Source organism: Nocardia sp. NPDC056611 (assembly GCF_042792755.1).
Taxonomy (GTDB): Bacteria; Actinomycetota; Actinomycetes; order Mycobacteriales; family Mycobacteriaceae; genus Nocardia.
In genome coordinates this window covers 1,080,620-1,101,369 of record NZ_JBHTVV010000001.1, presented here as the reverse complement: position 1 = coordinate 1,101,369, position 20,750 = coordinate 1,080,620, and the positions used below count along the sequence as shown (strand labels likewise).

The window sequence follows — 20,750 nt, the reverse complement described above, 5'->3', positions numbered from 1 at the left end:
GTGAATCCAGAGCAGTGGGCGGCGTCGGCCCTGTACCGGTGCATTCGGGAAGTCGCGGAGTATGCCGACGGTGAAGGCTGGGATCGGCCGCCGCAGATGTTCGCGCTGGTCCCGACCGCGGACCTGGTCGCCGCCGAGCCCGCGCTGCTCGATCAGCTCGACGAGAAGGACGCGCTGACTCCCATTGCGCAGGAGCCGTTCCCGGAGGACATCGCCGGGGAGGCCGACGCCATGGCGCTCGACGAATTCCTGGGCACCACCAGCTGGCCGGCCTCGGTCGAGGGCTGTGTGCTGGTGCAGCAGATCGTGGTGCTGCCGCCCACCGCCGAACAGTCGCTCGACGACGCCATCGCGCCGCTGCTCGCCGACCGCGACGCCGCCGACCAGGCCGGTCGCCAGGCGGCGCTCACCCACGCCGAACGCCGCGACGCCCGGCTGTACGTCGGCGTGCTGCGTGACGGCACCTCGCTGTCGCTGCTGCAGGTGCGGCCCAGCGAGGAGGAAGAGGACCCGTTCGGCGACCTCGACCTGCGCACCGCGCCGAACCTCGCCCCGAACCTGGTCGAGGCGCTGCGGCACACCCTCGAGAACGACCCCGACGAGTTCTGACCCCGCGCCGGGCGAGGATCAGCCGCAGGTCGGCGCGTCCTTGCCCGCATTGATGTCGTCGAGGGCCTGGACCGCGCCGGACAGGTTCTCGACCTTCACCAGGCGCAGGCCCGCGGGCGTGCGCTGCGCGGCCTCGTTGCAGTTGGCGGCCGGGACCAGGAAGGTCTCGGCGCCCTTCTCACGCGCGGCGATCATCTTGTACTGGATGCCGCCGATCGGGCCGACCTTGCCGTCCGGATCGATGGTGCCGGTGCCGGCCACGAACTTGCCGCCGGCCAGGTCGCCGGGGGTGAGCTTGTCGATCAGGGCGAGGGTGAACATGAGTCCGGCCGAGGGGCCGCCGATCTCGCCGAGATTGAACGCCACCTTGATCGGGCCCTTGGAGATCTCGTCCGGGGTGATGCCCAAGTAGCCCTTGCCGGAGTCGTCGGGGCGCGGGGCCAGGGTGATCTCGGCGGTCTGCTCAACGCCGTCACGACGGAAGACCACGCCGATGGCGGTCCCGGGCTTGACCGAGGAGACCGCGGCGACAACGTCTTTCGCGGTGACGATGTGCTTGCCGTCCACGGTCACCAGTTCGTCGCCCTTGCGCAGCACATCCTTGGCGGGGCCGTCGTCGGAGACATTCGCGAGCTGGACCGCGGTCGGCAGCTTCAGATAGTTCAGCGCCGCCAATTCGGCGGAGTCCTCGGAATCCTTGAACTGCTGCTGATTGGATTTGTCTACATCGTCACGTGTCTGCCCCGGGGGATACACCTCGGCGCGCGGCACCAATCCGTGTTCGCCGCCGATCCACAGTCGGAACGCGTCGAAGATATTCAGCTGATCGCGAACGGAGACGGTCGTCATATTGAGATTGCCGGAAGCGGATTTCAGCTCCGCGCCCTGCACGTCGACCACCTGTTTGCCGTCGAATTCGCCCAGCGTATTGAAGGTCGGACCTGGTCCGAGCGCCACGAACGGCACCGTGACGACACTGCCAACGATACCCAGCGCCAGAATCGGGATCAGAGCGGCGAGCAGGGTGAATATCCGACGGTTCACGCGGCCAAGGGTACTGGTCATCGAGGCCATTGCCGCGCTCCGCTCGGCGGTTCGTGTGATCCGCGGCTCCAGTACCGTAGTGGGTATGAGTGATTTCCCGTTCGGATTCTCGAATCGCGACGACGACCCGGAGCGCAAGCCCGGCGACGAGTCCAGCGGTTCTGATGCGAACAACCCGTTCGGATTCGCCATGGGCGGCCCGGGCGGTGGCGGATTCGATCCCTCGCAACTCGGCCAGATGCTCTCGCAGCTGGGCGCCATGTTCTCCAGCATGGGTCAGCCGGGCGCCGCCCAGGCCGGACCGGTCAATTACGACATCGCCAAGCGGCTGGCCCGCCAGCAGCTGGGCGCGAGCGTCACGCCGGTCTCCGCGGGCGCGCAGAAGGCCGTGACCGACGCCTCGCACCTGGCGGAACTGTGGCTCGACGCGGCCACCACCTTCCCGGCCGGCGCGAACAAGACCGTCGCCTGGACCGCCAACGACTGGATCGAGGAGACGCTGCCCACCTGGAAGCGGCTCTGCGACCCGGTGGCCGAACAGGTTTCGGGCATGTGGACCGCGACGCTGCCGGCCGAGGCCCGCGAATTCGCCGGGCCGATGATGGGCATGCTCGGCCAGATGGGCGGGCTCGCCTTCGGTTCGCAGCTGGGCCAGGCCCTGGGCCAGCTCGCCAAGGAGGTGCTGACCTCCACCGACATCGGGCTGCCGCTGGGTCCCGCCGGCACCGCCGCGCTGCTGCCCACCGCCATCTCCGAATTCAGCGCCGGGCTCGAGCAGCCCGAAAGCGAGATCCTGGTCTACCTGTCCGCCCGCGAGGCCGCCCACCAGCGGCTGTTCGCGCACGTGCCGTGGCTGCGCCAGCAGGTGCTGGGCGCGGTCGAGGACTACGCGCGCGGCATCAAGATGGACTTCTCGGCCATCGAGCAGGCCGCGGCGGGCCTGGACCCGATGACCCTGGCGCAGGATCCGTCCAAGCTGGAAGAGCTGCTGTCCCAAGGGACTTTCGAACCGCAGACCACGCCCGAGCAGAAGGCCGCGCTGGAACGGCTGGAAACCCTGCTCGCCCTGATCGAGGGCTGGGTGGAGACCGTGGTGAGCGACGCCGTTGGCGACCGGCTGCCCGGAGCGAGCGCGCTCGCCGAGACGCTGCGCCGCCGCCGCGCCACCGGCGGCCCCGCCGAGCAGACCTTCGCGACCCTGGTCGGCCTGGAACTGCGACCGCGCAAGGTGCGCGAGGCCGCCGCGCTGTGGCGGCGACTGACCGACGACACCGGCCTGGAGAAGCGCGACGGCGTCTGGGCGCACCCGGACCTGCTGCCCGACTCCTCGGATCTGGACTCCCCAGCGGGCTTCATCGACTCGGTGCTGGGCGGCGGGTCGACGGTGTTCGACGATCCGCTGGCGCAGCTGGCCGAGACCGAGGCGCGCGAACGGGCCGAGAAGGAGGCCCGGGGCGGCGACGCCGAGGCCGGAACCTCGGACGGGGAAGACACCAAATAAGAGTTGTGGATAACCCGCGAAACCGCTGATGAACAAGCGTTTTCGCGGGTTTCCGCTTTTCCGGGAGCCCGCAGACTGACACTATGACGGCAATAAGTTCCACACCGACAACACCGGCCCCCGCTCGAACCGCCACGTCCCCCGCGCGAACGGCATCAGTCACTCCTCCACGCGCGGCAACGGCGGCTCCCTCGCGAACGGCAACGGCGGCTCACCCACGCGCGGCAGCGACGGCTCACCCACATGCGGAAGCGGTGGTTTCACCGCGGACCGCGACCGCGGCTCACCGACGGGCCGCTGCAACTCCGCCGTGCACCGCGACCGCGGCTCACCCACGCGGGGCAACCGCAGCTCCACCGCGCACGGCGGTGGCGACCTCGCCGCGACCTGCGACGACGCCTTCGCGTGGGGCGATCACCTTCAGTCGCGGACCGATGTTGCATCCGCGGATCACGGTGTTGGTGCGACCGAATGGCGCGGTGCAGCTGGGGTGGAGTCCGGAGCGCGCGGTCATTCTGCGACCGCGCGGTCCCGTGGAGTCGGGGCCTGCGTTGGTGCGGCTGCTCGACGGGTCGCGGACCGAGTCGGAGATCCTCTGGCAGGCGCGGGAATTGGGGTTCGCGGTCGAGGACACGCGGACGCTGCTGGGGGAGCTGGCGGATGCCGGTCTGTTGGCGGCGGCGGAGCCGCGGAGCCGGCTGCGGACGGTGCGGGTGCATGGGCGTGGGCCCTTGGCGGACGCGCTGCTCGACGGGCTGCACCGGATCGGGCTGCGGGCCAGGCACTCTCATGGGCGTCCGGGCGTGCCGGATAGCGGCGGGCCGTGGCCGGAGCGGCCGGATCTGCTGGTGCTGTCCGACACGCTGGTGCCCGATCCGGCGCTGATCGCCGACCTCATGCGGGCGCGCGTCCCGCACCTGCAGGTGCGGATCCGCGACGGGGCCGGAATCGTCGGCCCGCTGGTGCTGCCGGGCGAAACGGCTTGCCTGCGTTGCGCGGACCTGTACCGCACGGCGGCCGAACCGGCCTGGCCGCAACTGTCCGCGCAGCTGCTGGGCCGGGTCGGGTGCGCCTCCCCGGCGGTGGCCGCGCTCACCGCGGCGCTGGCGCTGCGCGAGATCGAGACCGTCGCCCGCGGCCGCGCGGAGCGGCCACCCGCGAGTTTGAACGCCACCCTGGAATGGGACCCGGACCTCCCGCGGCTGGATCGGCGGACCTGGACGCCGCATCCCGACTGCGGTTGCGGCGCGGACGCGGTGGTGTGATGGAAACCACTCCCCCTCGTCACCCGGCAGAACACCCGAATCCCATGGCGAACCGTCTGGGACATCGGCATGATGGGAACGTGTCAGAGATTGTGAGCAAGCGCTCTTCCCGCAATGCCAAGCTGGCCAAGATTCCGCTCGGCATCGCAGGGCGGGCGGCCGTCGGGTTCGGCCGCAAACTTGCCGGGGGAGACAAGCAGGAGATCAACGCCGAGCTCAATCAGAAGGCCGCCGAACAGCTGTTCGCCGTGCTCGGGGAGCTCAAGGGCGGGGCCATGAAGTTCGGACAGGCGCTGTCGGTGATGGAGGCCGCCGTCCCCGAGGAGTTCGGCGAGCACTACCGCGAGGCGCTCACCAAGCTGCAGGCCGCCGCGCCGCCTATGCCGGTCGCGGCCGTGCACCGGCAGCTCGACCAGCAGCTGGGAACCGGTTGGCGGCAACGGTTCCGGGAATTCGACGACCAGCCCACCGCCTCGGCCAGCATCGGCCAGGTGCACAAGGCGATCTGGTCCGACGGCCGGACCGTCGCGGTGAAGGTGCAGTACCCGGGCGCCGACGAAGCGCTGCGCGCCGATCTCAAGACACTCAATCGGATGGCGGGCATGATGGGCGCGCTGATCCCCGGCGCGGAGATCAAGCCGATCCTCGCCGAGATCAGCGAACGCACCGAGGAGGAGCTGGACTACCGGATCGAGGGCGGGCACCAGCGACAGTTCGCCAAGGCGTTCCACGGGCACCCCCGCTTCCTGGTGCCGAAGGTGGTGGCCAGCGCGCCGAAGGTGATCGTCACCGAATGGCTCGACAACGCCACCCCGGTCTCGCGAATCATCCAGCAGGGCATGGCCGATCCGGAGGGGACGGTCGAGCTGCGCAATCGGGTGGCGGCGCTGATGGGCGAATTCCATTTCAGCTCACCGGCCATCGCGGGACTGCTGCACGCCGATCCGCATCCGGGCAACTTCATGGTGCTCGAGGACGGGCGGCTCGCGGTCATCGACTACGGCGCCTGCGCCCCGCTGCCCAGCGGCTTCCCCAAGGTCCTGGGTGAACTGGTGGCGCTGGAGGTCGAGGACCGCTTCGACGAGCTGGTGGCGCTGCTGCACGACAATGGCTGGGTCATTCCCGGAAAGACGGTGAGCATCCAGGAGATTCAGGACTATCTCCGCCCCTTCACCGACCCGATCAAGACCGAGACCTTCCACTTCACCCGCCGCTGGATGCAGCGCGTCGCGGGCAAGGCCACCGACATCTCCAATGCCGAGATGATGAAAACTGCTCGCTCCCTGCAACTTCCGGCCGAACACGTGATGATCTTCCGGGTCCTGGGCGGCTCGGTCGGCATCTGCGCTCAGCTCGACGCCGAAGTCCCCTTCATGAAACTGATGAACGACTGGGTCCCCGGCTACGCCGAAACCCGCCGAGCGGCTTCGTAGGCAGAGGGTTTCGAAGAAGCCTCGCCCCGGCGCTCTGGCGACAGGGGTTTCAGGGTAAGCCCCTGAGAGCCACGAGAGTTGTTGTCAGGAGACGCAAAACGACCCGCCTACCTCCAGGTAAGCGGGTCGTATGCGTTCAATTCCCCCGGAAGCCGGGGCGGTCATGCCACCGTGACCTTGCGCGGGCGGCCACGCGGGCGCTTGCGGGCGATCACGACACCCTGGTCGAAGATCTCACCGCCCCAGACACCCCACGGCTCGGCACGATCCAGGGCGGCCGACAGGCAGCCCTGACGGATCGGGCAGCTGGCGCACAGCGCCTTGGCCTCTTCCAGCTGGGCCGGAGCCTCGGCGAACCACAGGTCGGGGTTGCCGGCGCGGCAGGGGACATTGATGGTGACGGCCCGGCGGGTGCGGGCGGTCGTGTTGGCCACGGTGTTGCGGCATGTCACTCGTTCACGGATGACCGTGGTGGACACGTCGTTCTCCTTCAGCTCGTGCATCGGTCGTTCGTAGGTTTCGCGAAACCGGTGCCGGTGGCTGGAGGCCGATAAAACTATGGCCACGGTTTCGCGTCTGTCGCGATCCGTGGCCAGGAGGTCTGGGAGGTGAATCCCTACCTGAGTCGACTTCGGTGTCGACTCCTGTTCACGGACGCTGGGTCGGTGGTGTTGGGGCGGGCTGCCAGCAGATGCACCGGTCGCTCGGATCCGGTTGCGCCTGTGACGGTTTCGACGGCCGAGCCGGTGACGGTGTCAACGACTGCGGTTGCCGGGTACCAATTGCCCTCGGGCTTGTCCTGCTTGATCACGATCTGCTGATCCGCTTGGGCTTTGCTTGCAAAGACCTGAAGACCAAGATCGCCACTGAGGCCGGACACACGAATCCCCTGCGAAGCGAGGATCCCCAGGGAGACGGGCGCAACGGACATGACTGACGCCATGCTGACGCGGCCGGCGGTGATGCCGGTCGTCGCGATGCCTGCGTTGCTGTTCATTGGTCTGCCTCCCTCCTTCACTCGTTTGCGATCAGTGCTTGTCGCGCACGGGGTCTTCCCCGGTGCACCTGAACCACATTAGGTATCCATACAGATACGCACAACCTATTTTTGACCTGCGGTTTTCGACCTCACAACAGCGAGCACCTCCGCGCCGTAGGTTTGGAGCTTCTTCGCGCCGATCCCGGGTATCGCGACCAGGGCGCGATCGTCGGCCGGGCGTTGTTCGGCGATCGCTGTCAAGGTCGTATCGCTGAACACCACGAAATGGGGCAGTTTGAGCTCGTCGGCCTTCTCGCGGCGCCACTCCTTCAGCGCCTCGAGCAGTCCGGTGTCGATGTCGGCGGGACAGCGCGAGCAGCGGCCCAGCATGGTGGCCTGGGTATTGAGCAACGGGCGGCCGCAGATCCGGCAGGTCGGGTGGACCCGCTTGGGGCCGCTGGGCCGCTCGGTGGTGTGGGTGGCGATGCGCGAGGCCGGGGAATCGTCGGGGACCAGGCCGATGAGGAACCGGGAGCGGCGGCGCACCTTGCGCCCGCCCGCGGAACGGGCCAGCGCCCAGGACAATTGGAGGTGCTCGCGGGCCCGGGTGACGCCGACGTAGAGCAGGCGGCGTTCCTCCTCCAACGCGGCCTCGTCGGACACGGTCGCGTCGGGGCCGAGCACGTGCTGGATGGGCAGGGTGCCGTCGGCCAGGCCGACCAGGAAGACGGCGTCCCACTCCAGGCCCTTGGCCGCGTGCAGCGAGGCCAGCGTGACGCCCTGCACGGTCGGTGGGTGCCGGGCCTCGGCGCGGGCGGCCAGCTCGCGCAGCAGGCCGGACAGATCGAGTTCGGGTTCGGCCTCGGCCAATTCCTCGGTGAGGGCGACCAGCGCCACCAGCGAGGCCCAGCGCTCGCGGGCCTGGACGCCGACCGGCTCCTCCTTGGTGAGCCCGACGCCGGCCAGCGCCGCGCGCACCAGGGTCACCAGTCTCGAGCCGCGGGCATCGGGCAGGTCGTCGCGATTGGCGGCGGTGCGCAGCGCGGACACCGCCTGCCGCACCTCCGGCCGCTGGAAGAAGCCCTCGCCGCCGCGCACCTGATACGGGATGCCCGCCTCGGTGAGCGCCTGTTCGTAGACCTCCGACTGCGCGTTGATGCGGTAGAGGATGGCGATCTCCGCCGCGGGCACGCCCTTGCTCAGCAGTTTGGCGACCGCCTTGGCCACGGCGGCGGCCTCGGCGGGCTCGTCGTCGTATTCGGCGAAGGCCGGTTCCGGACCGTCGGGACGCTGCCCGATGAGCTGCAACCGGGTGCCCGCGATGCGGCCGCGGGCCGCGCCGATCACCCGGTTGGCCAGCGACACCACCTGCGGGGTGGACCGGTAGTCGCGTTCCAGGCGGACCACGGTGGCCTCGGGGAAGCGGCGTGAGAAGTCCAGCAGGAACGTGGGACTCGCGCCGGTGAACGAGTAAATGGTCTGGTTGGCGTCGCCGACCACGGTCAGGTCGTCGCGATCGCCGAGCCAGGCGTCGAGCACCCGCTGCTGTAGAGGGGTGACGTCCTGGTACTCGTCCACCACGAAACACCGGTAGCGGCCGCGGAACTCCTCGGCCACCGAGGAGTAGTCCTCGAGCGCGGCGGCGGTGTGCAGCAGCAGATCGTCGAAGTCGAGCAGCAGGCCGTCGGGGGTGTTCTTCAGCGCCTCGTAATAGGTGTAGACCGCGGAGACCTTCTTGGCCTCGTAGGGCACGTCGCGGTGGCGGCGGGCCGCCTCGCCCGCGTAGTCCTCGGGCGCGATGAGCGAGCCCTTGGCCCATTCGATCTCGCTGATCAGATCGCGCAGGCTGTCGGTGTCGGTGGGCAGGCCCGCGCGGCCCGCGGCCTGGGCCACGATGGGGAACTTGCCGTCGATCAGCCGCCACGGCACGTCGCCGACCACCTGCGGCCAGAAGTACTTGAGCTGCCGCAGCGCCGCGGCGTGGAAGGTGCGTGCCTGCACCTGCCCGGCCTCGCCGCTCAGACCCAGCGCCCGCAACCGGTTCCGCAGCTCCCCCGCCGCGCGGGCGGTGAAGGTCACCGACAGCACCTGATCGGCCCGGACGTGCCCGGCCGACACCAGGTGCGCGATGCGATGGGTGATGGTGCGCGTCTTGCCGGTGCCCGCGCCCGCCAGCACGCAGACCGGTCCCCGGGGCGCGCGCACGGCCGCCGCCTGCTCGGCATCGAGGTCGTCGAGCCGGAGCTGGGCCTGGGTGGTAGCGGCAGTCACGCGCTCCATCATGACAGCGCCCTCCGACATAGCCGGCGGCCATCGGCGTGGCGGCTCCGAATCGGCCGCCCCGGTGCGCGGATGCTCGATCAGACTGCGCGGCCGCTGGCTCGGCCCGAGTTCGGCGGAGCCGGGGGTCGCCGTCGCGCAGGCGGTTCAGTCGCGGTCGCGGAGGCGGCGCAGGGCGGCGATGAAGCGGGGGGTTTGTTCGCCGAGGGGTTCGAAGAAGTCGTGGTCGCAGGCTTCGACCGCGCCGATGGCCCGATTGACCAGGGCGGCACCGGATTCGGTGGGGCGCAGGGAGCGGGCGCGTTTGTCGGTGGGGTGTTCGTGGCGTTCGAGCAGGCCCTTCTGTTCCAGGGTGCGCAGGACCTGGGAGGTCATCATGGGGTCGGTGGCGGCCTGGTCGGCGACGTCGCGCTGGGTGACGGGGTCGCCGCCCGACCGGCCGGTGAGCCAGGTCAGGGAGGCGAGCAGGACGAACTGGACGTGGGTGAGGTCGAAGGGGGCCAGGGCGGCGCGCTGGGCGGCCTGCCAGCGGTTGGTCACCTGCCAGAGCAAGAGACCCGGGCTTTCGTCGGCATGCTCGAATTCGGTGTGCAGTCCGTCATTCGCCATCACCGGCCGACCATAGCGCGGGAGATGACGGCGAAATCGTGGGCGGTGAGTTCGATCAGGCCGCGTCGCAGCACGATGCCCCAGTTGGGGACGCTGGTCAGGTCCAGTTCGCCGCGCAGCGTGTCGATGGGGGTCTGACGGGCGGTGCGGTCGTAGTCGACCGCGCGCCGCCACGGGCGGAAGCAGCCGCCCCCGGCTGCTGAATCGGGCCCGGCCTCGACCTGCCAGGCCGGGCCCTCGGCGATGGTGCCGAGGGCGGTGAAGGCCTTGATCGGTTCGCCCTCGCGCATGCCGGTGCGGGGCGAGTAGTAGACGAGTCCGTCTCCGGCGTGCATGCGTTCCACGGCGGCGCGTTTGCCGTGATTGGCTTGTGCGAAGCCGAGTTCGACGCCGCGGCGGACGTGGTCGCGGGAGACGACGCCGAGCCAGTACCGGGTGCTCATACCAGCACCGCCTCGGCGGCCGCGACCAGCGCGTCGACATCGCGCTGCAGGGATTCGCGCAGGCCGCCGCCCATGATCTTGATCCACAGAGCGCGCAGCGGGCCCTCCATGGTGACGCGGACGGTGACGGTGGTGGCGCCGGCGACGGTAGCGACCTCGTGGGCGAAGATCAGCCGCGCGCCGAGCAGCTTGGACGTGTCGATGAACTCGGAGTCGGTGAGCTTGGTGATCACGAACGTGGTCTTGGGGCCGCCCTTGGGCTTGAGGACGCCGGTCGCGCCCTGGACGAACGGGCCGTCGAGGGTGACCCATTCGGTGTCCTGGTTCCACTCCGGCCAGGTGGCCATGTCGGCCCACTTGGTGAAGAAGGCGGCGGGAGCGGCGGTCGAGGTGGCGGAGGCTTCGGCGATGAACGTCATGAAATTAGTATGCGCGCTTACTATTCAGCCGTCAACCCCCGGTCCGCGCTCGGTTCCGAGCCACGGTCGATCCGCTCACAATGACCCCGCGGCAGGAACACGATCGGCGGTGAGTATGTTGCATCGACCGTGACTGCTACCGATCTGACCATGTACTCGACGACCTGGTGCGGCTACTGCCGCCGCCTCAAGACCCAGCTCGACGAGGCCGGGATCACCTACGAGGTGATCGACATCGAAGACCACCCCGAGGCCGCCGAGTTCGTCGGCAGCGTCAACAACGGCAATCACGTTGTGCCGACGATCAAGTACCGCGATGGCTCGACCGCCACCAACCCGAGCCTGCATCAGGTCAAGGAAGCCCTCGCCGCCATCGGCTGAGCCTCTTGGATACCGAAGAAGCCGCACACCCGTAGGTGTGCGGCTTCCTGTTGCGCCGCCTCAGTTCTCGGCGGCCCAGGATTCGACGATGGTCCGGGCGATCGAGATCGAGCCCGGCAGTAGCAGTTTCGCCTCGCCGCCGGTGGCTCCGGTGGGCGATCCCCATGCGCCCGCGGCGAGCGCGTCGCGCACCTCGGCCCGGGTGAACCAGTACGCCTCGGCGATCTCGCCGTCGCTGAAGGCCAGGGGCTGGTCAGGGTCTCCGACCGCGGCGAACCCGAGCATGAGCGAGCGCGGGAACGGCCAGGGCTGGCTGCCCAGGTAGCGGATCTCGCGGACGTCGACGCCGACCTCCTCCTTGATCTCGCGTTCGACGCAGCGTTCCAGGGACTCCCCCGCCTCCACGAATCCGGCCAGCAGTGAGAACAGACCCTGCGGCCAGGTGTGCTGACGCGCCAGCAGGACGCGGTCGCCGCCGTCGTGGATGAGGCAGATGACGGCCGGGTCGGTGCGCGGGAAGTCCTCGTGCCCGGCTTCGCTGATCCGGGACCAGCCGCCGTTGGCGGAGGTGGTGGGGCTGCCGTCGACCGGGCTGAAGGCGGCCTTGTCGTGCCAGTTCAGGACCGCGATGGCGGTGGCCAGCAGGCCGGTGCCGAAGTCGTCGAGGTCGAGGGTGGCGCCGAAGGCGCGCAGATCGGCCAGTTCGCCCTCGATGGCGTTGTCGCGCACCGCCCACAGGTGGATGTCGCCGTCGACGCCGAGGAAGACGGCCTCGGGGGCCCGTTCGGGGGCGAGGGTGAGCGCGGCCTCGAGCACCACGCCGCCCTGATCGACGCGGACCTGGCCGCGCTTGTTCATCCGGAGGAGTTTGGCCTGGGGCCAGCCCTCTTTCAGCGCCTGTTCGTCGGAGCGGAGGTGTTCGGCGCGGTCGAGCGAGGTCCGCGACAGCACCGGAACGGCATTGAGCTCAAAAGCTGACACACCCCGAGACTAGACGGGCGCTCCGCTCAGGCGTGGACGCGCCGCAGATACAGCAGCTTGTCGTGTGCCTCGAGGGCGTCGGTCTCGGGATCGCCTACCCGGATGAGGTTGCCGTCGCGGACCACGCCGAGCACGATGTCGCGCAGGTGGCGCGGGGAGCCGCCGATCTCCTCGGTCTCCACGTCGCGTTCGGCGATGGCGAAACCGGCGTCGGGGGTGAGCAGGTCCTCGATCATGTCGACCACGGTGGGCTTGGTGGTGGCGATGCCGAGCAGCCGGCCCGCGGTCTCCGAGGACACCACCACCGAGTCGGCGCCGGACTGGCGCAGCACGTGCGTGTTCTCGGCCTCGCGGACGGCGGCGGAAATCCTTGCCTTGGGGTTGATCTCGCGGGCGGAGAGGGTGACCAGCACCGCGGTGTCGTCGCGGTTGGCGGCGACCACGACGGCCGACGCGTGCTGAACCCCGGCCAGCCGCAACACATCCGACTTGGTGGCCGAGCCCTGCACGGTCACCAGTCCGGCGTTGGCGGCGAATTCGAGCACCTGCGGGTCGGTGTCGACGACGACGATATTGCTGGGCTGTTCGCCGTCGGCGAGCATGGCGTCCACGGCCGTGCGGCCCTTGGTGCCGTAGCCGACTACCACGGTGTGATTACGCACGGTGCGCCTCCATCGCTGAATCTTGAACGCCTGCCGGGATCGTTCGGTGAGCACGGACAGGGTGGTACCGACCAATACGATGAGGAACAGGATCCGCAGTGGCGTGACCACGAGAATATTGATCAGCCGCGCGGTCGGGGTGACAGGGGTGATGTCGCCGTAGCCGGTGGTCGACAGGGAGACCGTCGCGTAGTACGCGCAATCCAGCAGACCCATGTGCTCGCGGGCGTTGTCGTTGTATCCGTCGCGGCCGATGTACACGACCAGGGTGGCCCCGACCAGCAGCAGCACCGCCAGGCCGAGCCGCCGCAGCAGCGAATACCAGGGGCTGGACTGGGCGGACGGGATCCGCAGCACACCGACGAGCGCGAAGTCGGGCCGATCGGTGAGCCCGGCCAGTCCGCGCGAGGAATCACCCAACACGCGAATCACCGTTCATTTCTGGCACTTCTGGCAGCGACACAGGTCCGGAGCGTACCGGCCGAAACAGGGCGCGGCGGTTCCCAGTGGGGCGCGTCGCGAACTCGGACCGCGACCAGGCTCATCCCTGGAGGTCCGGCGGCAGGTACTCCGGGTCCGGTGGCGGCTCGAAATCCGGTGGGAAATCGACGTCGGACAGCGGGAAGTCGAAGTCGGGCAGGGGATCCCGGGGGGCGCCGGACCGGGAACCCGTGTCCGCGTCCGCGGGCGGCTCGAAATCCGGCGGCGCATCCGGGCCGAGTGGCGCTTCTGAGCCCGGGCGCGCCGAGGGCGCGGCGCCTTCCGGCGTTCCGGGACGCGCCGAAGCGGGCCGGGGGCGCAGCAATTCGACCTCGACCGGTTCGGTGTGCCCGGGATCGTCGTAGTCCGGTTCGTCCGGCAGCGGTGGTTCGTCCGGCGGCGGCGCTTGCGGTGCGCGACGAGGAGCCGCGGTGGTGATGATGGCGGCGAGTTCGGCCGGGCCGGGCAGGTGCGCGGGCGCGATGGTGCGACCGGAGCGGACGTAGTGGAAGGCCGCAAAGGTCTCGGCCAGCACGTCGGCTTCGGGGCGGCCGCTGCGCGCGGCTTCCAGCCGGGCCCAGGCCAGCCGGTAGACGGCCAGCTGCACGGCGACCGAATCCTCTTCGCCGCGCCGGGGTTCCGCGCCGGTCTTCCAGTCCACGATCACCCAGGCCCCGTCGGGGCGGCGGAAGACGGCGTCCATGCGGCCGCGGATCACGGTGCCCGCGATGGTGGTCTCGAAGGAGATCTCCACTTCCACGGCATTGCGGTCGGCCCACGGGGAGGCGAGGAAGGCTTCCTGGAGGCGCATCAGGTCGGCGTCGGTGTCGGCGGTGTCGGCCGCGCCGGGCAGGGTTTCGAAGCCGAGCAGGCGGGCGCCCGCGAACCAGCGTTGCAGCCAGGCGTGGAAGGCGGTGCCGCGGCGAGTGTAGGGGCTGGGCGGGTAGGGCAGCGGACGGCGCAGGCGCGCAGCGAGTTTCGCGGGATCGGCGCGCAGGTCGACCAGAGCGGTGGCGGCGAGCTGGCCGGGGAGTTCGACCTCGCGGATGGATTGTTCGGCGGCGCGGTGCTCGGCGATGAGGGCGTCGACGTCCTCGGCCCAGCCCTCGGGGTCCTCGTCGTCGGGGTCGTCCGACGCGCCGTCGGTGGTCTCGGGATCGGTTGGCGTGTCGCCGAATCCGGGGCCGAAGTCGAGTTCGATCTGTTCGGGCCGGGATTCGTCGCGCAGCACGTCGAGGGCGGCCTTGACCAGGGCCGCGCCCTCTTCCACGAATTCGCGGCGGGCGCCGAGCGGGTCGCGGGGCCAGGTGGCGGTCTGCGGGTTGTCGGTGAAGGGGTTGGGGGTGCCGGGCAGCGGCGCGTCGTCCCAGCGGTCGATCCGCACGCCGCCGGACAGCGAGGAGCCCGGCGTCTCGGTCTCGTTCTTCAGTTCGAGCAGGAACCCGGAGGCGCCCTTGGGTTTCGAGCCGGTCTCGGCCCAGTGGTGGGCGGAGACGAACAGGGCGCGTTCGGTGCGGGTGAGGGCCACGTAGAACAGGCGGCGTTCCTCGTCGAGGCGGCGCGCGGCGAGGGCCTTCTTGTGTTCGTCGAGGGCGCGTTCGAGGTCGGCGCGGTCGTAGAGGTCGGCCAGGTCCAGGACGGGCACGCCGTCGGTGGCGTCCTCCTGGGCGCGGTCGCCGCGCAGCGAGGTGGGGAGTTCGGCGAGCGCGCCCATCCAGGTGGCGGTGCCGGTGCCGGAGGGGAAGGTGCCGTCCACGACGTGAGGGACCGCGACCACCTCCCATTCCAGGCCCTTGGCGGCGTGCACGGTGAGGACCTGGACCCGGTCGTGGGCGACCTCGACTTCGCCCGGCTCCAAACCGTTCTCGACCTCCTCGGCGGCGGAGAGGAAGTCGAGCAGCCCGGTCAGGGAGGAGCGGTGGTCGGCGGTGTAGCCGGCCACCACCTCCGCGAAGGCGTCGAGGTGTTCGCGCCCGGCGGCGGCGTGGGTGCGGCGGGCCTGGGTCTCCACGCCGACGCCGATGGTGCGCTCGACATCGGCGACCAGTTCGGCCAGCGGCTGTCCGGAGCGTTCGCGCAGCGCGCCCAGTTCCCGGCCCAGCGCCACGATGCGGGCGAAGCCCTGCGGCGAATACTGTTCCGCCTCACCGGGATCGGCGATGGCGTCGCCGAGGCCCGCCTTCTCGGCGGGTTCGGGGGCGACCTCACGCAGCGCCTCGTCCAGGGTGGCGGTGTCGGTGATCGCGTCGGCCTGCCCGGCCGGGCGGCGAATGGACAGCTCGCGGGCGCGGCGGGACAGGGCCGCGATATCGGAGACGCCGATGCGCCAGCGCGCGCCGGTGAGGATGCGCACCGCGGCGCTGCCCGCGGCCGGATCGGCGATCAGGCGCAGGGTGGCGACGATATCGGCGACCTCCGGCGTGTGCAGCAGCCCGCCCAGGCCCACGATCTCCACCGGCAGCCCGCGCTCCCGCAGCGCCTCGGCGAGCGGCGCGGCATCGGCATTGCGCCGCACCAGGACCGCGGAGGTCGGCGGCGGGTTCTCGGCCTCGGCCGCCTCGGCCCATTCGGCGGCGATCCGTTCGGCCACCCATTCCCGTTCCATCGCAACGGTTTCCGTCAGAGCGAGCGCTACCAGGCCGTCGGTGGCGTCGGGCCGGGGCCGCAGCGCGTCCACCGTCACTCCCCCGCCCCGCGCCGCCCGCTCACGCAGCGGATCCGACACCAGGTTGGCCAGATCCAGCGCTTCGGGCGGATTGCGCCAGCTGGTGAGCAGCGGCAGCACCGGCGCGGGAACCCCTGGCGCACTGGGGAAGTCGGTGGTGAACCGCGGCAGATTGGCCGCCGAGGCGCCACGCCAGCCGTAGATCGACTGTATGGGGTCGCCGACGGCGGTCACCGCCAGCCGTTGCCGCCGTGCCCGTGCGGCGGTCGAGTCGGCCGGTTCGCCGGGGCTGGTGGCGTCATCGGCGCGGGTGGGCCGCCGTGCCGGGTCTCGACCGTTCTTCCGAACCCGCTCCGGGTGCACCGCGCCGCCGCCCGGCGCCGCGGCACGGTCGTTCGACAGCGCCGCCGCATCACCTGACAGCGGGGCCGTGGCCGTATCACCGGACGGCGCGGTGGATTCCGGGACCATGGTGGCCGCGCCGAACAGGGAGGAGAGCAGGATGCGCTGGGAGTGGCCGGTGTCCTGGTACTCGTCGAGGAGGACCAGGCGGAAGCGGTCTCTTTCCGCCACACCGACTTCCGGATGGGTGGCGGCGAGGCGGGCGGACAGCGACATCTGGGCACCGAAGTCGAGGGCGCCGCGGCGGCGGAGTTCCTCGGCGAGGCGGTCCACCAGTGGGAGCAGGGCCACCCGCTCCTGCTGGGCTTCGACGATGTCGGTGAGGGCGCGTTTGGGGCCGCCTTTCTGGCGGGGCCCGGCGGGGAGCGTGTGGACCAGGCGCTCCAATTCCAGGTGGGCCGTGGCCAATTCGCGGGGATGGACCAGGTGTTCGGCGAGCTGGCCGGTCAGGGCGAGGACGGCTTCGGTGACGCCGACGGGGCTGCGGTCGGTGTCCAGGTCGCCGTCCCAGGTGGAGACGACGCGGTAGGCGAGCTGCCACAGCTGGGTCTGGGTGAGCAGGGTGGCGGTGGGTTCGACCGGCAGCAGCAGGCCGTATTCGGTGAGCAGGCGGCCCGCGTAGGAGTGGTAGGTGCTGATCTCGGGTTCGGCGGCGGCGAGCTGGGCGCGCAGATGCCCGGTGGGGTCGAGGTCGCGGACGACGGGTGCGCCCGCGAGCCGGGCGAGACGGGTGCGGATGCGGGTGGTGAGCTGCTGCGCGGCCTTGCGGGTGAAGGTCAGGCCCAGCACCTGATCGGGTTCGACCAGGCCGTTGGCCACCATCCACACCACGCGGGCGGCCATGGTCTCGGTCTTGCCGGCGCCCGCTCCCGCCACCACCAGGGTGGGGCCGGGCGGGGCGGCGATGACGGCGGCCTGTTCGTCGGTGGGCGGCGGCAGGCCCAGCGCGTCGGCCAGCTGTTGCGGGGTGACGCGGTCTCCGGCGGCCCGGTCGTCGCCCGCCACGGGTTCGCCGTCGGATGCGGTGGTCACTCGTCGGTCACCTGGCGGCCGCGGTCCTGCACGGGGCAGCTGCCCGCCACCTTGCAGTGGCGGCAGCCGTCATTGCGCATGGCGAGGTAGCTGGGACCTTTCGAGGCGTCGGCGGCGTGGTGCACGATGTCGCGCCAGCTCTCGACGCCCGCGGCGTCCAGCGGCGGCTGGGTGCGCTGGGTGGCGCCTTCCTTGGCGTTGGGTTTGGCGACGTAGACCAGGCGCGCGCCGCCGGGTTCGCCCTCGCCGAGCGCGCCTTCGGCGGCGGCGACCTGATAGGTGGCCAGCTGCGCGTGCTCCTCGGCGGCCTGTTTGGAGATGGGGGTCTTGCCGGTCTTGACGTCCACGATGACGAAGCGGCCCAAGCCATCTCGCTCCACCCGGTCCACGCGGCCGGTGATCCGCACCGGCACCTCGCCGGGGCCGCGGGCGGGCAGCACGCAGTCCACCGGGACCTCGACTCCGATGGCGGTGAGCTCGTCGCGGGTATTGCGCAGCCAGGCCAGGAAGGTGTCGACCATGGTCTCGGTGCGGCGCAATTCCGCCCGGGAATGCCAGTTTTCGCCGTCGCGGGCGGTCGGGTCGACCTTCTTCCACGCCTTCACCAGGGCCTGCTTCACCTGGACTTCGCTGACCTGCCCGGCCAGCGCCTGCACCAGGGTGTGCACCAGATTGCCCTTGAGGGCGTGCGGGTTCTCCGCGTCGCTGCCGCCGTGGCGTTCCAGCGCCCAGCGCAGCGGGCAGGTCTCGAGCTGGTCGACGGTGGACGGGGACAGGGAAATGACCCCGGATTCGCTGTCCCACAACGGATTCACCGAGGAGAGTTCGGCGGTGCCGTACCAGTCGTCGGGGTGTGCGCCCCGCACGCCCGCCTGGGCCAGCCGCGCCAACTGCCGGGCCGCACGGGCGCGACGTTCCGGCGCCGACTCGGGATCACAAGCGGCGGTGCGCAATTCGGCGATCAGGGCGTGCATGGCCAGGGCGCGGCCCGGGTCCACGGCCGGTGGAATCTTGCCCGGGCGTCCGTCGGCGGCGTCGGCGTCCAGCTCGCCGAGGAAGCGCGACGGCACCAGATCCTGGTCCCCTGTGACCGATTCGACCGCCGTGACCAGCAGCGACCGCCGGGCCCGGCTGCACGCGACCAGCAGCAGTCGCCGCTCCTCGGCCAGCAGCGGCGCGGACCGGCTCACCTTCTCCCCCGAGCCGCCCACGCCCGCGAGCAGGTCCACCAGTTCCTCGACGCCCAGCAGGGTGCCGCGCAGCCGCAGGTCGGGCCAGATCCCTTCCTGGACTGCGGCCACCGCCACGGTGTCCCATTCCTGGCCCGCGGCCGCGTGCGCGCTGCAGATGGTCACCGCCTCGCCCGGGTCGGTGATCGGCGCGTTGTCCTGCGGAATCACCTGCTGCTCGAGGTATTCCACGAAGCCCTCGACGGTGGCGCGCGGCAGCCGGTCGACGTACGCCGCAGCGGCCTCGAACAGCCCGACCACCGCGTCGAGGTCCCGATCGGCCTGCATGCCGCCCGCGCCGCCGCGCTCGGACTGGCCCACCCAGCGTCGTTCCAGGGCGGAGGCAGTCCACACGCCCCACATCACGTCCTCGAGACCGGCTCCTTCGCGCCGCAGCTTGCGCGCCCGGCCCAGCGCCTTCAGCACGCGCCGCAGGGGCGCGGCCTCCACGGTGGTGAGCTTCTCGAGCAGGACCCGATTCCCGGTTCCCACCAGCAGATCCCGGAGGATCTCGGCTGACGACCGGTCCAGATCGGCGAAACGACTCGAATCGGACTCCACCACAACAGGTTCGGCCATGTCGGCGGGCGCTGGGGCTGCGGCGTCCGCGTCGTCACGCTGTGGATAGCCGAGTTCCATCACCGTGCGCCGGATGCCGCGACGCAGCCGGCGCAGACTGATCTGGTCGGCGCCGCCCAGGGGGCCCGCGAGCAGGTCGAGCGCGTCGTCGGCGGTGAAGGCGATGGGTCGTGGGTGCCGGACGGCGGTCGGGTCACCGGCGGTGATCGCGCGCAGCGCCAACAACATCCAGGCCGCGCCCCGCCGCCGGGCGAGCGGGACATCGGCGGGCGGCTGCCGGACCGGCACCCCGGCGGCGAGCAGGGCCCGGCGCAGCGGGGCCAGGGACAGCGGGACCGACCGCACGATCACGGCCATCCGCGACCAGGGCACGCCGTGCGTGAGGTGGGCACGGCGCAGGTGGTCGGCGATCAGCGCCGCCTCCTTGGCGGGTGTGGTGAGGACCTGCACCCGCACTTCGCCCTCGAGGTGCGCGGCACCCCAGTACATTTCGGGCATTTCGGGCGCGGTGATGGTCCGGGCGCCGTGCGAACGCCCCGCCCCGTCGCGAGTGGGTCCGGCGGGCGCGCCGGGTGCAGTGCGATGGGTCGCGGAGCCTGGGAGGCGGGACGCGATACGGTCGGCTACTTCTTGGACAGCGGTGGCCGAGCGGTGGTTTCGGCGGAGGATGAGGCGGCGGTCGGCTGGGGCTCCTGGGTCGGCGGCGAAGCGGGGGTCGGCGCCGCGGAAGGTGTAGACGGCCTGGTCCGGATCGGCGGCGATGATGGTGGCGGCGTTGCCGGAGCCGAGCAGGCGGATCAGTTGGGCGGCATGGGGATCGAGGTGCTGGGCATCGTCGGCGAGCACGCAGTGCAGCTGATCACGTTCGGCGGCAAGGAGTTCCGGGTCGGCATGGAAGGCGTCGAGAGCGGCGGTGACGAGTTCGGCGGCATCGAGGGCGGGCGCGCTGGCCTCGGGCACGTCCATGCCGACCGACCAGCGCAGCATCATGATCTGCTCGTAGCGTTCGGCGAAATAGCCGGCGGCGACCCATTCGGGGTGACGATGTTCGCGGCCGAGTTCGATCAGATCCTCAGGTCCCAGACCACGTTCTGTGGCCCGCAACATGAGGTCCCGCAATTGTTCAGCGAACCCCGCCGCGGTGAGGGCCGGATGCAGGCGTTCGGGCCATCCGGCGGCGCCGTCGGCGAGGTCGCCGCGCAGCAGTTCGCGGATCACGATGTCCTGTTCGGATCCGGTGAGCAGGCGCGGCGGCGGATTGCCGTGGGCGGCCGCGAAGGAGCGCAGCAGGCCGAAGGCGTAGGAGTGGACGGTCCGCACCAGCGGCCCCCGGGTGGCGCCGGGCACGCCGGCCACGTCCGGATCGAACGCGGTGGAATCGAACCCGGCCGGATCGCCGGCGGCCGCGGCGACGCGGGCGGTGATGGCCGCGCGCACGGCGGTGGCGGCCCGCTTGGTGTAGGTGAGGACCAGCACCGATTCCGGCGCGGCCCCGGCCAGGATGCGGGCGGCGGCCACCTCGGCCAGCAGCGTGGTCTTTCCCGTGCCGGGCCCGCCGAGCACGTGCCAGGGTCGCCAGCCGGGGTCGGCGCCGAGCTCGTGGAAGAGCGGCCGGAGGGCGGGGTCCCACTCCCGGGGGAGTGTCTCCGCCTCGGCTCGGCGCACCAATTGCACCGAGCTATCCGATCGCATCACGTCGGCTATTTCAACAGACCGGCCCGACAGTTTTCGTTTGCCATGAGTTGTCCGTGCCGCCT

16 protein-coding genes are annotated in these 20,750 nt (G+C 70.8%); 5 read left to right on the top strand and 11 right to left on the bottom strand.

The genetic code is table 11. The features are described from left to right. Nucleotides 1-609: a PPA1309 family protein gene (locus ACFRAQ_RS05000; RefSeq protein ID WP_379094274.1), complete on the top strand. Its 609-nt coding sequence runs from the start codon at nucleotides 1-3 to the stop codon at nucleotides 607-609. A gap of 18 nt (nucleotides 610-627) precedes the next feature. Here ACFRAQ_RS05000 and ACFRAQ_RS04995 read toward each other — a convergent pair whose 3' ends face one another. Beyond that, on the bottom strand, nucleotides 628-1,653 hold the full coding sequence (locus ACFRAQ_RS04995) for a PDZ domain-containing protein (RefSeq protein ID WP_379094272.1): 1,026 nt from the start codon (nucleotides 1,651-1,653) through the stop codon (nucleotides 628-630). 85 nt (nucleotides 1,654-1,738) lie between these two features. Here ACFRAQ_RS04995 and ACFRAQ_RS04990 point away from each other — a divergent pair, with 85 nt between their 5' ends. From ACFRAQ_RS04990 to ACFRAQ_RS04980, 3 genes are all read left to right on the top strand, one after another. After that, nucleotides 1,739-3,154, top strand: a complete 1,416-nt coding sequence (locus ACFRAQ_RS04990) for a zinc-dependent metalloprotease (RefSeq protein WP_379094270.1) — start codon at nucleotides 1,739-1,741, stop codon at nucleotides 3,152-3,154. A 455-nt stretch (nucleotides 3,155-3,609) separates the two neighbouring features. Then, nucleotides 3,610-4,419 (top strand): hypothetical protein, encoded by an 810-nt coding sequence (locus tag ACFRAQ_RS04985; protein ID WP_379094268.1) that lies wholly within the window; start codon nucleotides 3,610-3,612, stop codon nucleotides 4,417-4,419. 44 nt (nucleotides 4,420-4,463) lie between these two features. Beyond that, the gene (locus ACFRAQ_RS04980) at nucleotides 4,464-5,852 is read left to right on the top strand and encodes an ABC1 kinase family protein (RefSeq protein ID WP_379094266.1); all 1,389 of its coding nucleotides are present in this window, start codon (nucleotides 4,464-4,466) and stop codon (nucleotides 5,850-5,852) included. 161 nt (nucleotides 5,853-6,013) lie between these two features. Here ACFRAQ_RS04980 and ACFRAQ_RS04975 read toward each other — a convergent pair whose 3' ends face one another. The 6 genes from ACFRAQ_RS04975 to ACFRAQ_RS04950 form a co-directional block, all read right to left on the bottom strand. Further along, complete coding sequence (locus ACFRAQ_RS04975; protein WP_357086867.1) at nucleotides 6,014-6,355, bottom strand: WhiB family transcriptional regulator; 342 nt, start codon at nucleotides 6,353-6,355, stop codon at nucleotides 6,014-6,016. A 113-nt stretch (nucleotides 6,356-6,468) separates the two neighbouring features. Continuing rightward, nucleotides 6,469-6,849, bottom strand: a complete 381-nt coding sequence (locus ACFRAQ_RS04970; protein ID WP_379094263.1) for a hypothetical protein — start codon at nucleotides 6,847-6,849, stop codon at nucleotides 6,469-6,471. A gap of 105 nt (nucleotides 6,850-6,954) precedes the next feature. Continuing rightward, complete coding sequence (locus ACFRAQ_RS04965) at nucleotides 6,955-9,111, bottom strand: ATP-dependent DNA helicase UvrD2 (RefSeq protein ID WP_379095838.1); 2,157 nt, start codon at nucleotides 9,109-9,111, stop codon at nucleotides 6,955-6,957. Between the two features lie 147 nt (nucleotides 9,112-9,258). Next, nucleotides 9,259-9,720 (bottom strand): MarR family winged helix-turn-helix transcriptional regulator, encoded by a 462-nt coding sequence (locus tag ACFRAQ_RS04960; RefSeq protein ID WP_379094261.1) that lies wholly within the window; start codon nucleotides 9,718-9,720, stop codon nucleotides 9,259-9,261. Next, nucleotides 9,720-10,163: an EVE domain-containing protein gene (locus tag ACFRAQ_RS04955; protein ID WP_379094259.1), complete on the bottom strand. Its 444-nt coding sequence runs from the start codon at nucleotides 10,161-10,163 to the stop codon at nucleotides 9,720-9,722. Before ACFRAQ_RS04955 ends, ACFRAQ_RS04960 begins: the two co-directional genes overlap by 1 nt. Beyond that, nucleotides 10,160-10,582: an SRPBCC family protein gene (locus tag ACFRAQ_RS04950; RefSeq protein ID WP_379094257.1), complete on the bottom strand. Its 423-nt coding sequence runs from the start codon at nucleotides 10,580-10,582 to the stop codon at nucleotides 10,160-10,162. Before ACFRAQ_RS04950 ends, ACFRAQ_RS04955 begins: the two co-directional genes overlap by 4 nt. A gap of 129 nt (nucleotides 10,583-10,711) precedes the next feature. Here ACFRAQ_RS04950 and ACFRAQ_RS04945 point away from each other — a divergent pair, with 129 nt between their 5' ends. Beyond that, on the top strand, nucleotides 10,712-10,963 hold the full coding sequence (locus ACFRAQ_RS04945) for a mycoredoxin (protein WP_357286972.1): 252 nt from the start codon (nucleotides 10,712-10,714) through the stop codon (nucleotides 10,961-10,963). Nucleotides 10,964-11,023: 60 nt separating this feature from the next. Here the strand turns inward: ACFRAQ_RS04945 and nudC are convergent, their stop codons facing one another. The 4 genes from nudC to ACFRAQ_RS04925 form a co-directional block, all read right to left on the bottom strand. Then, nucleotides 11,024-11,944, bottom strand: coding sequence for an NAD(+) diphosphatase (gene nudC / locus ACFRAQ_RS04940; RefSeq protein WP_379094255.1), 921 nt, complete (start codon nucleotides 11,942-11,944; stop codon nucleotides 11,024-11,026). A gap of 26 nt (nucleotides 11,945-11,970) precedes the next feature. Next, nucleotides 11,971-13,029, bottom strand: coding sequence for a potassium channel family protein (locus tag ACFRAQ_RS04935; protein ID WP_379094253.1), 1,059 nt, complete (start codon nucleotides 13,027-13,029; stop codon nucleotides 11,971-11,973). A gap of 118 nt (nucleotides 13,030-13,147) precedes the next feature. Then, the gene (locus ACFRAQ_RS04930; protein ID WP_379094251.1) at nucleotides 13,148-17,185 is read right to left on the bottom strand and encodes an ATP-dependent helicase; all 4,038 of its coding nucleotides are present in this window, start codon (nucleotides 17,183-17,185) and stop codon (nucleotides 13,148-13,150) included. After that, on the bottom strand, nucleotides 17,182-20,685 hold the full coding sequence (locus ACFRAQ_RS04925) for an ATP-dependent helicase (protein WP_379094249.1): 3,504 nt from the start codon (nucleotides 20,683-20,685) through the stop codon (nucleotides 17,182-17,184). The genes ACFRAQ_RS04930 and ACFRAQ_RS04925 overlap by 4 nt, the downstream gene beginning before the upstream one ends. Nucleotides 20,686-20,750: the final 65 nt, after the last annotated feature.

Excerpts from the sequence above, each read along its gene's own strand:
- ACFRAQ_RS04990 (WP_379094270.1), top strand. The coding sequence starts at position 1,739 with ATGAGTGATTTCCCGTTCGGATTCTCGAATCGCGACGACGACCCGGAG.
- ACFRAQ_RS04980 (WP_379094266.1), top strand. The coding sequence starts at position 4,464 with ATGGCGAACCGTCTGGGACATCGGCATGATGGGAACGTGTCAGAGATT.
- ACFRAQ_RS04975 (WP_357086867.1), bottom strand. The coding sequence starts at position 6,355 with ATGCACGAGCTGAAGGAGAACGACGTGTCCACCACGGTCATCCGTGAA.
- ACFRAQ_RS04970 (WP_379094263.1), bottom strand. The coding sequence starts at position 6,849 with ATGAACAGCAACGCAGGCATCGCGACGACCGGCATCACCGCCGGCCGC.
- ACFRAQ_RS04965 (WP_379095838.1), bottom strand. The coding sequence starts at position 9,111 with ATGGAGCGCGTGACTGCCGCTACCACCCAGGCCCAGCTCCGGCTCGAC.
- ACFRAQ_RS04960 (WP_379094261.1), bottom strand. The coding sequence starts at position 9,720 with ATGGCGAATGACGGACTGCACACCGAATTCGAGCATGCCGACGAAAGC.
- ACFRAQ_RS04955 (WP_379094259.1), bottom strand. The coding sequence starts at position 10,163 with ATGAGCACCCGGTACTGGCTCGGCGTCGTCTCCCGCGACCACGTCCGC.
- ACFRAQ_RS04950 (WP_379094257.1), bottom strand. The coding sequence starts at position 10,582 with ATGACGTTCATCGCCGAAGCCTCCGCCACCTCGACCGCCGCTCCCGCC.
- ACFRAQ_RS04925 (WP_379094249.1), bottom strand. The coding sequence starts at position 20,685 with ATGCGATCGGATAGCTCGGTGCAATTGGTGCGCCGAGCCGAGGCGGAG.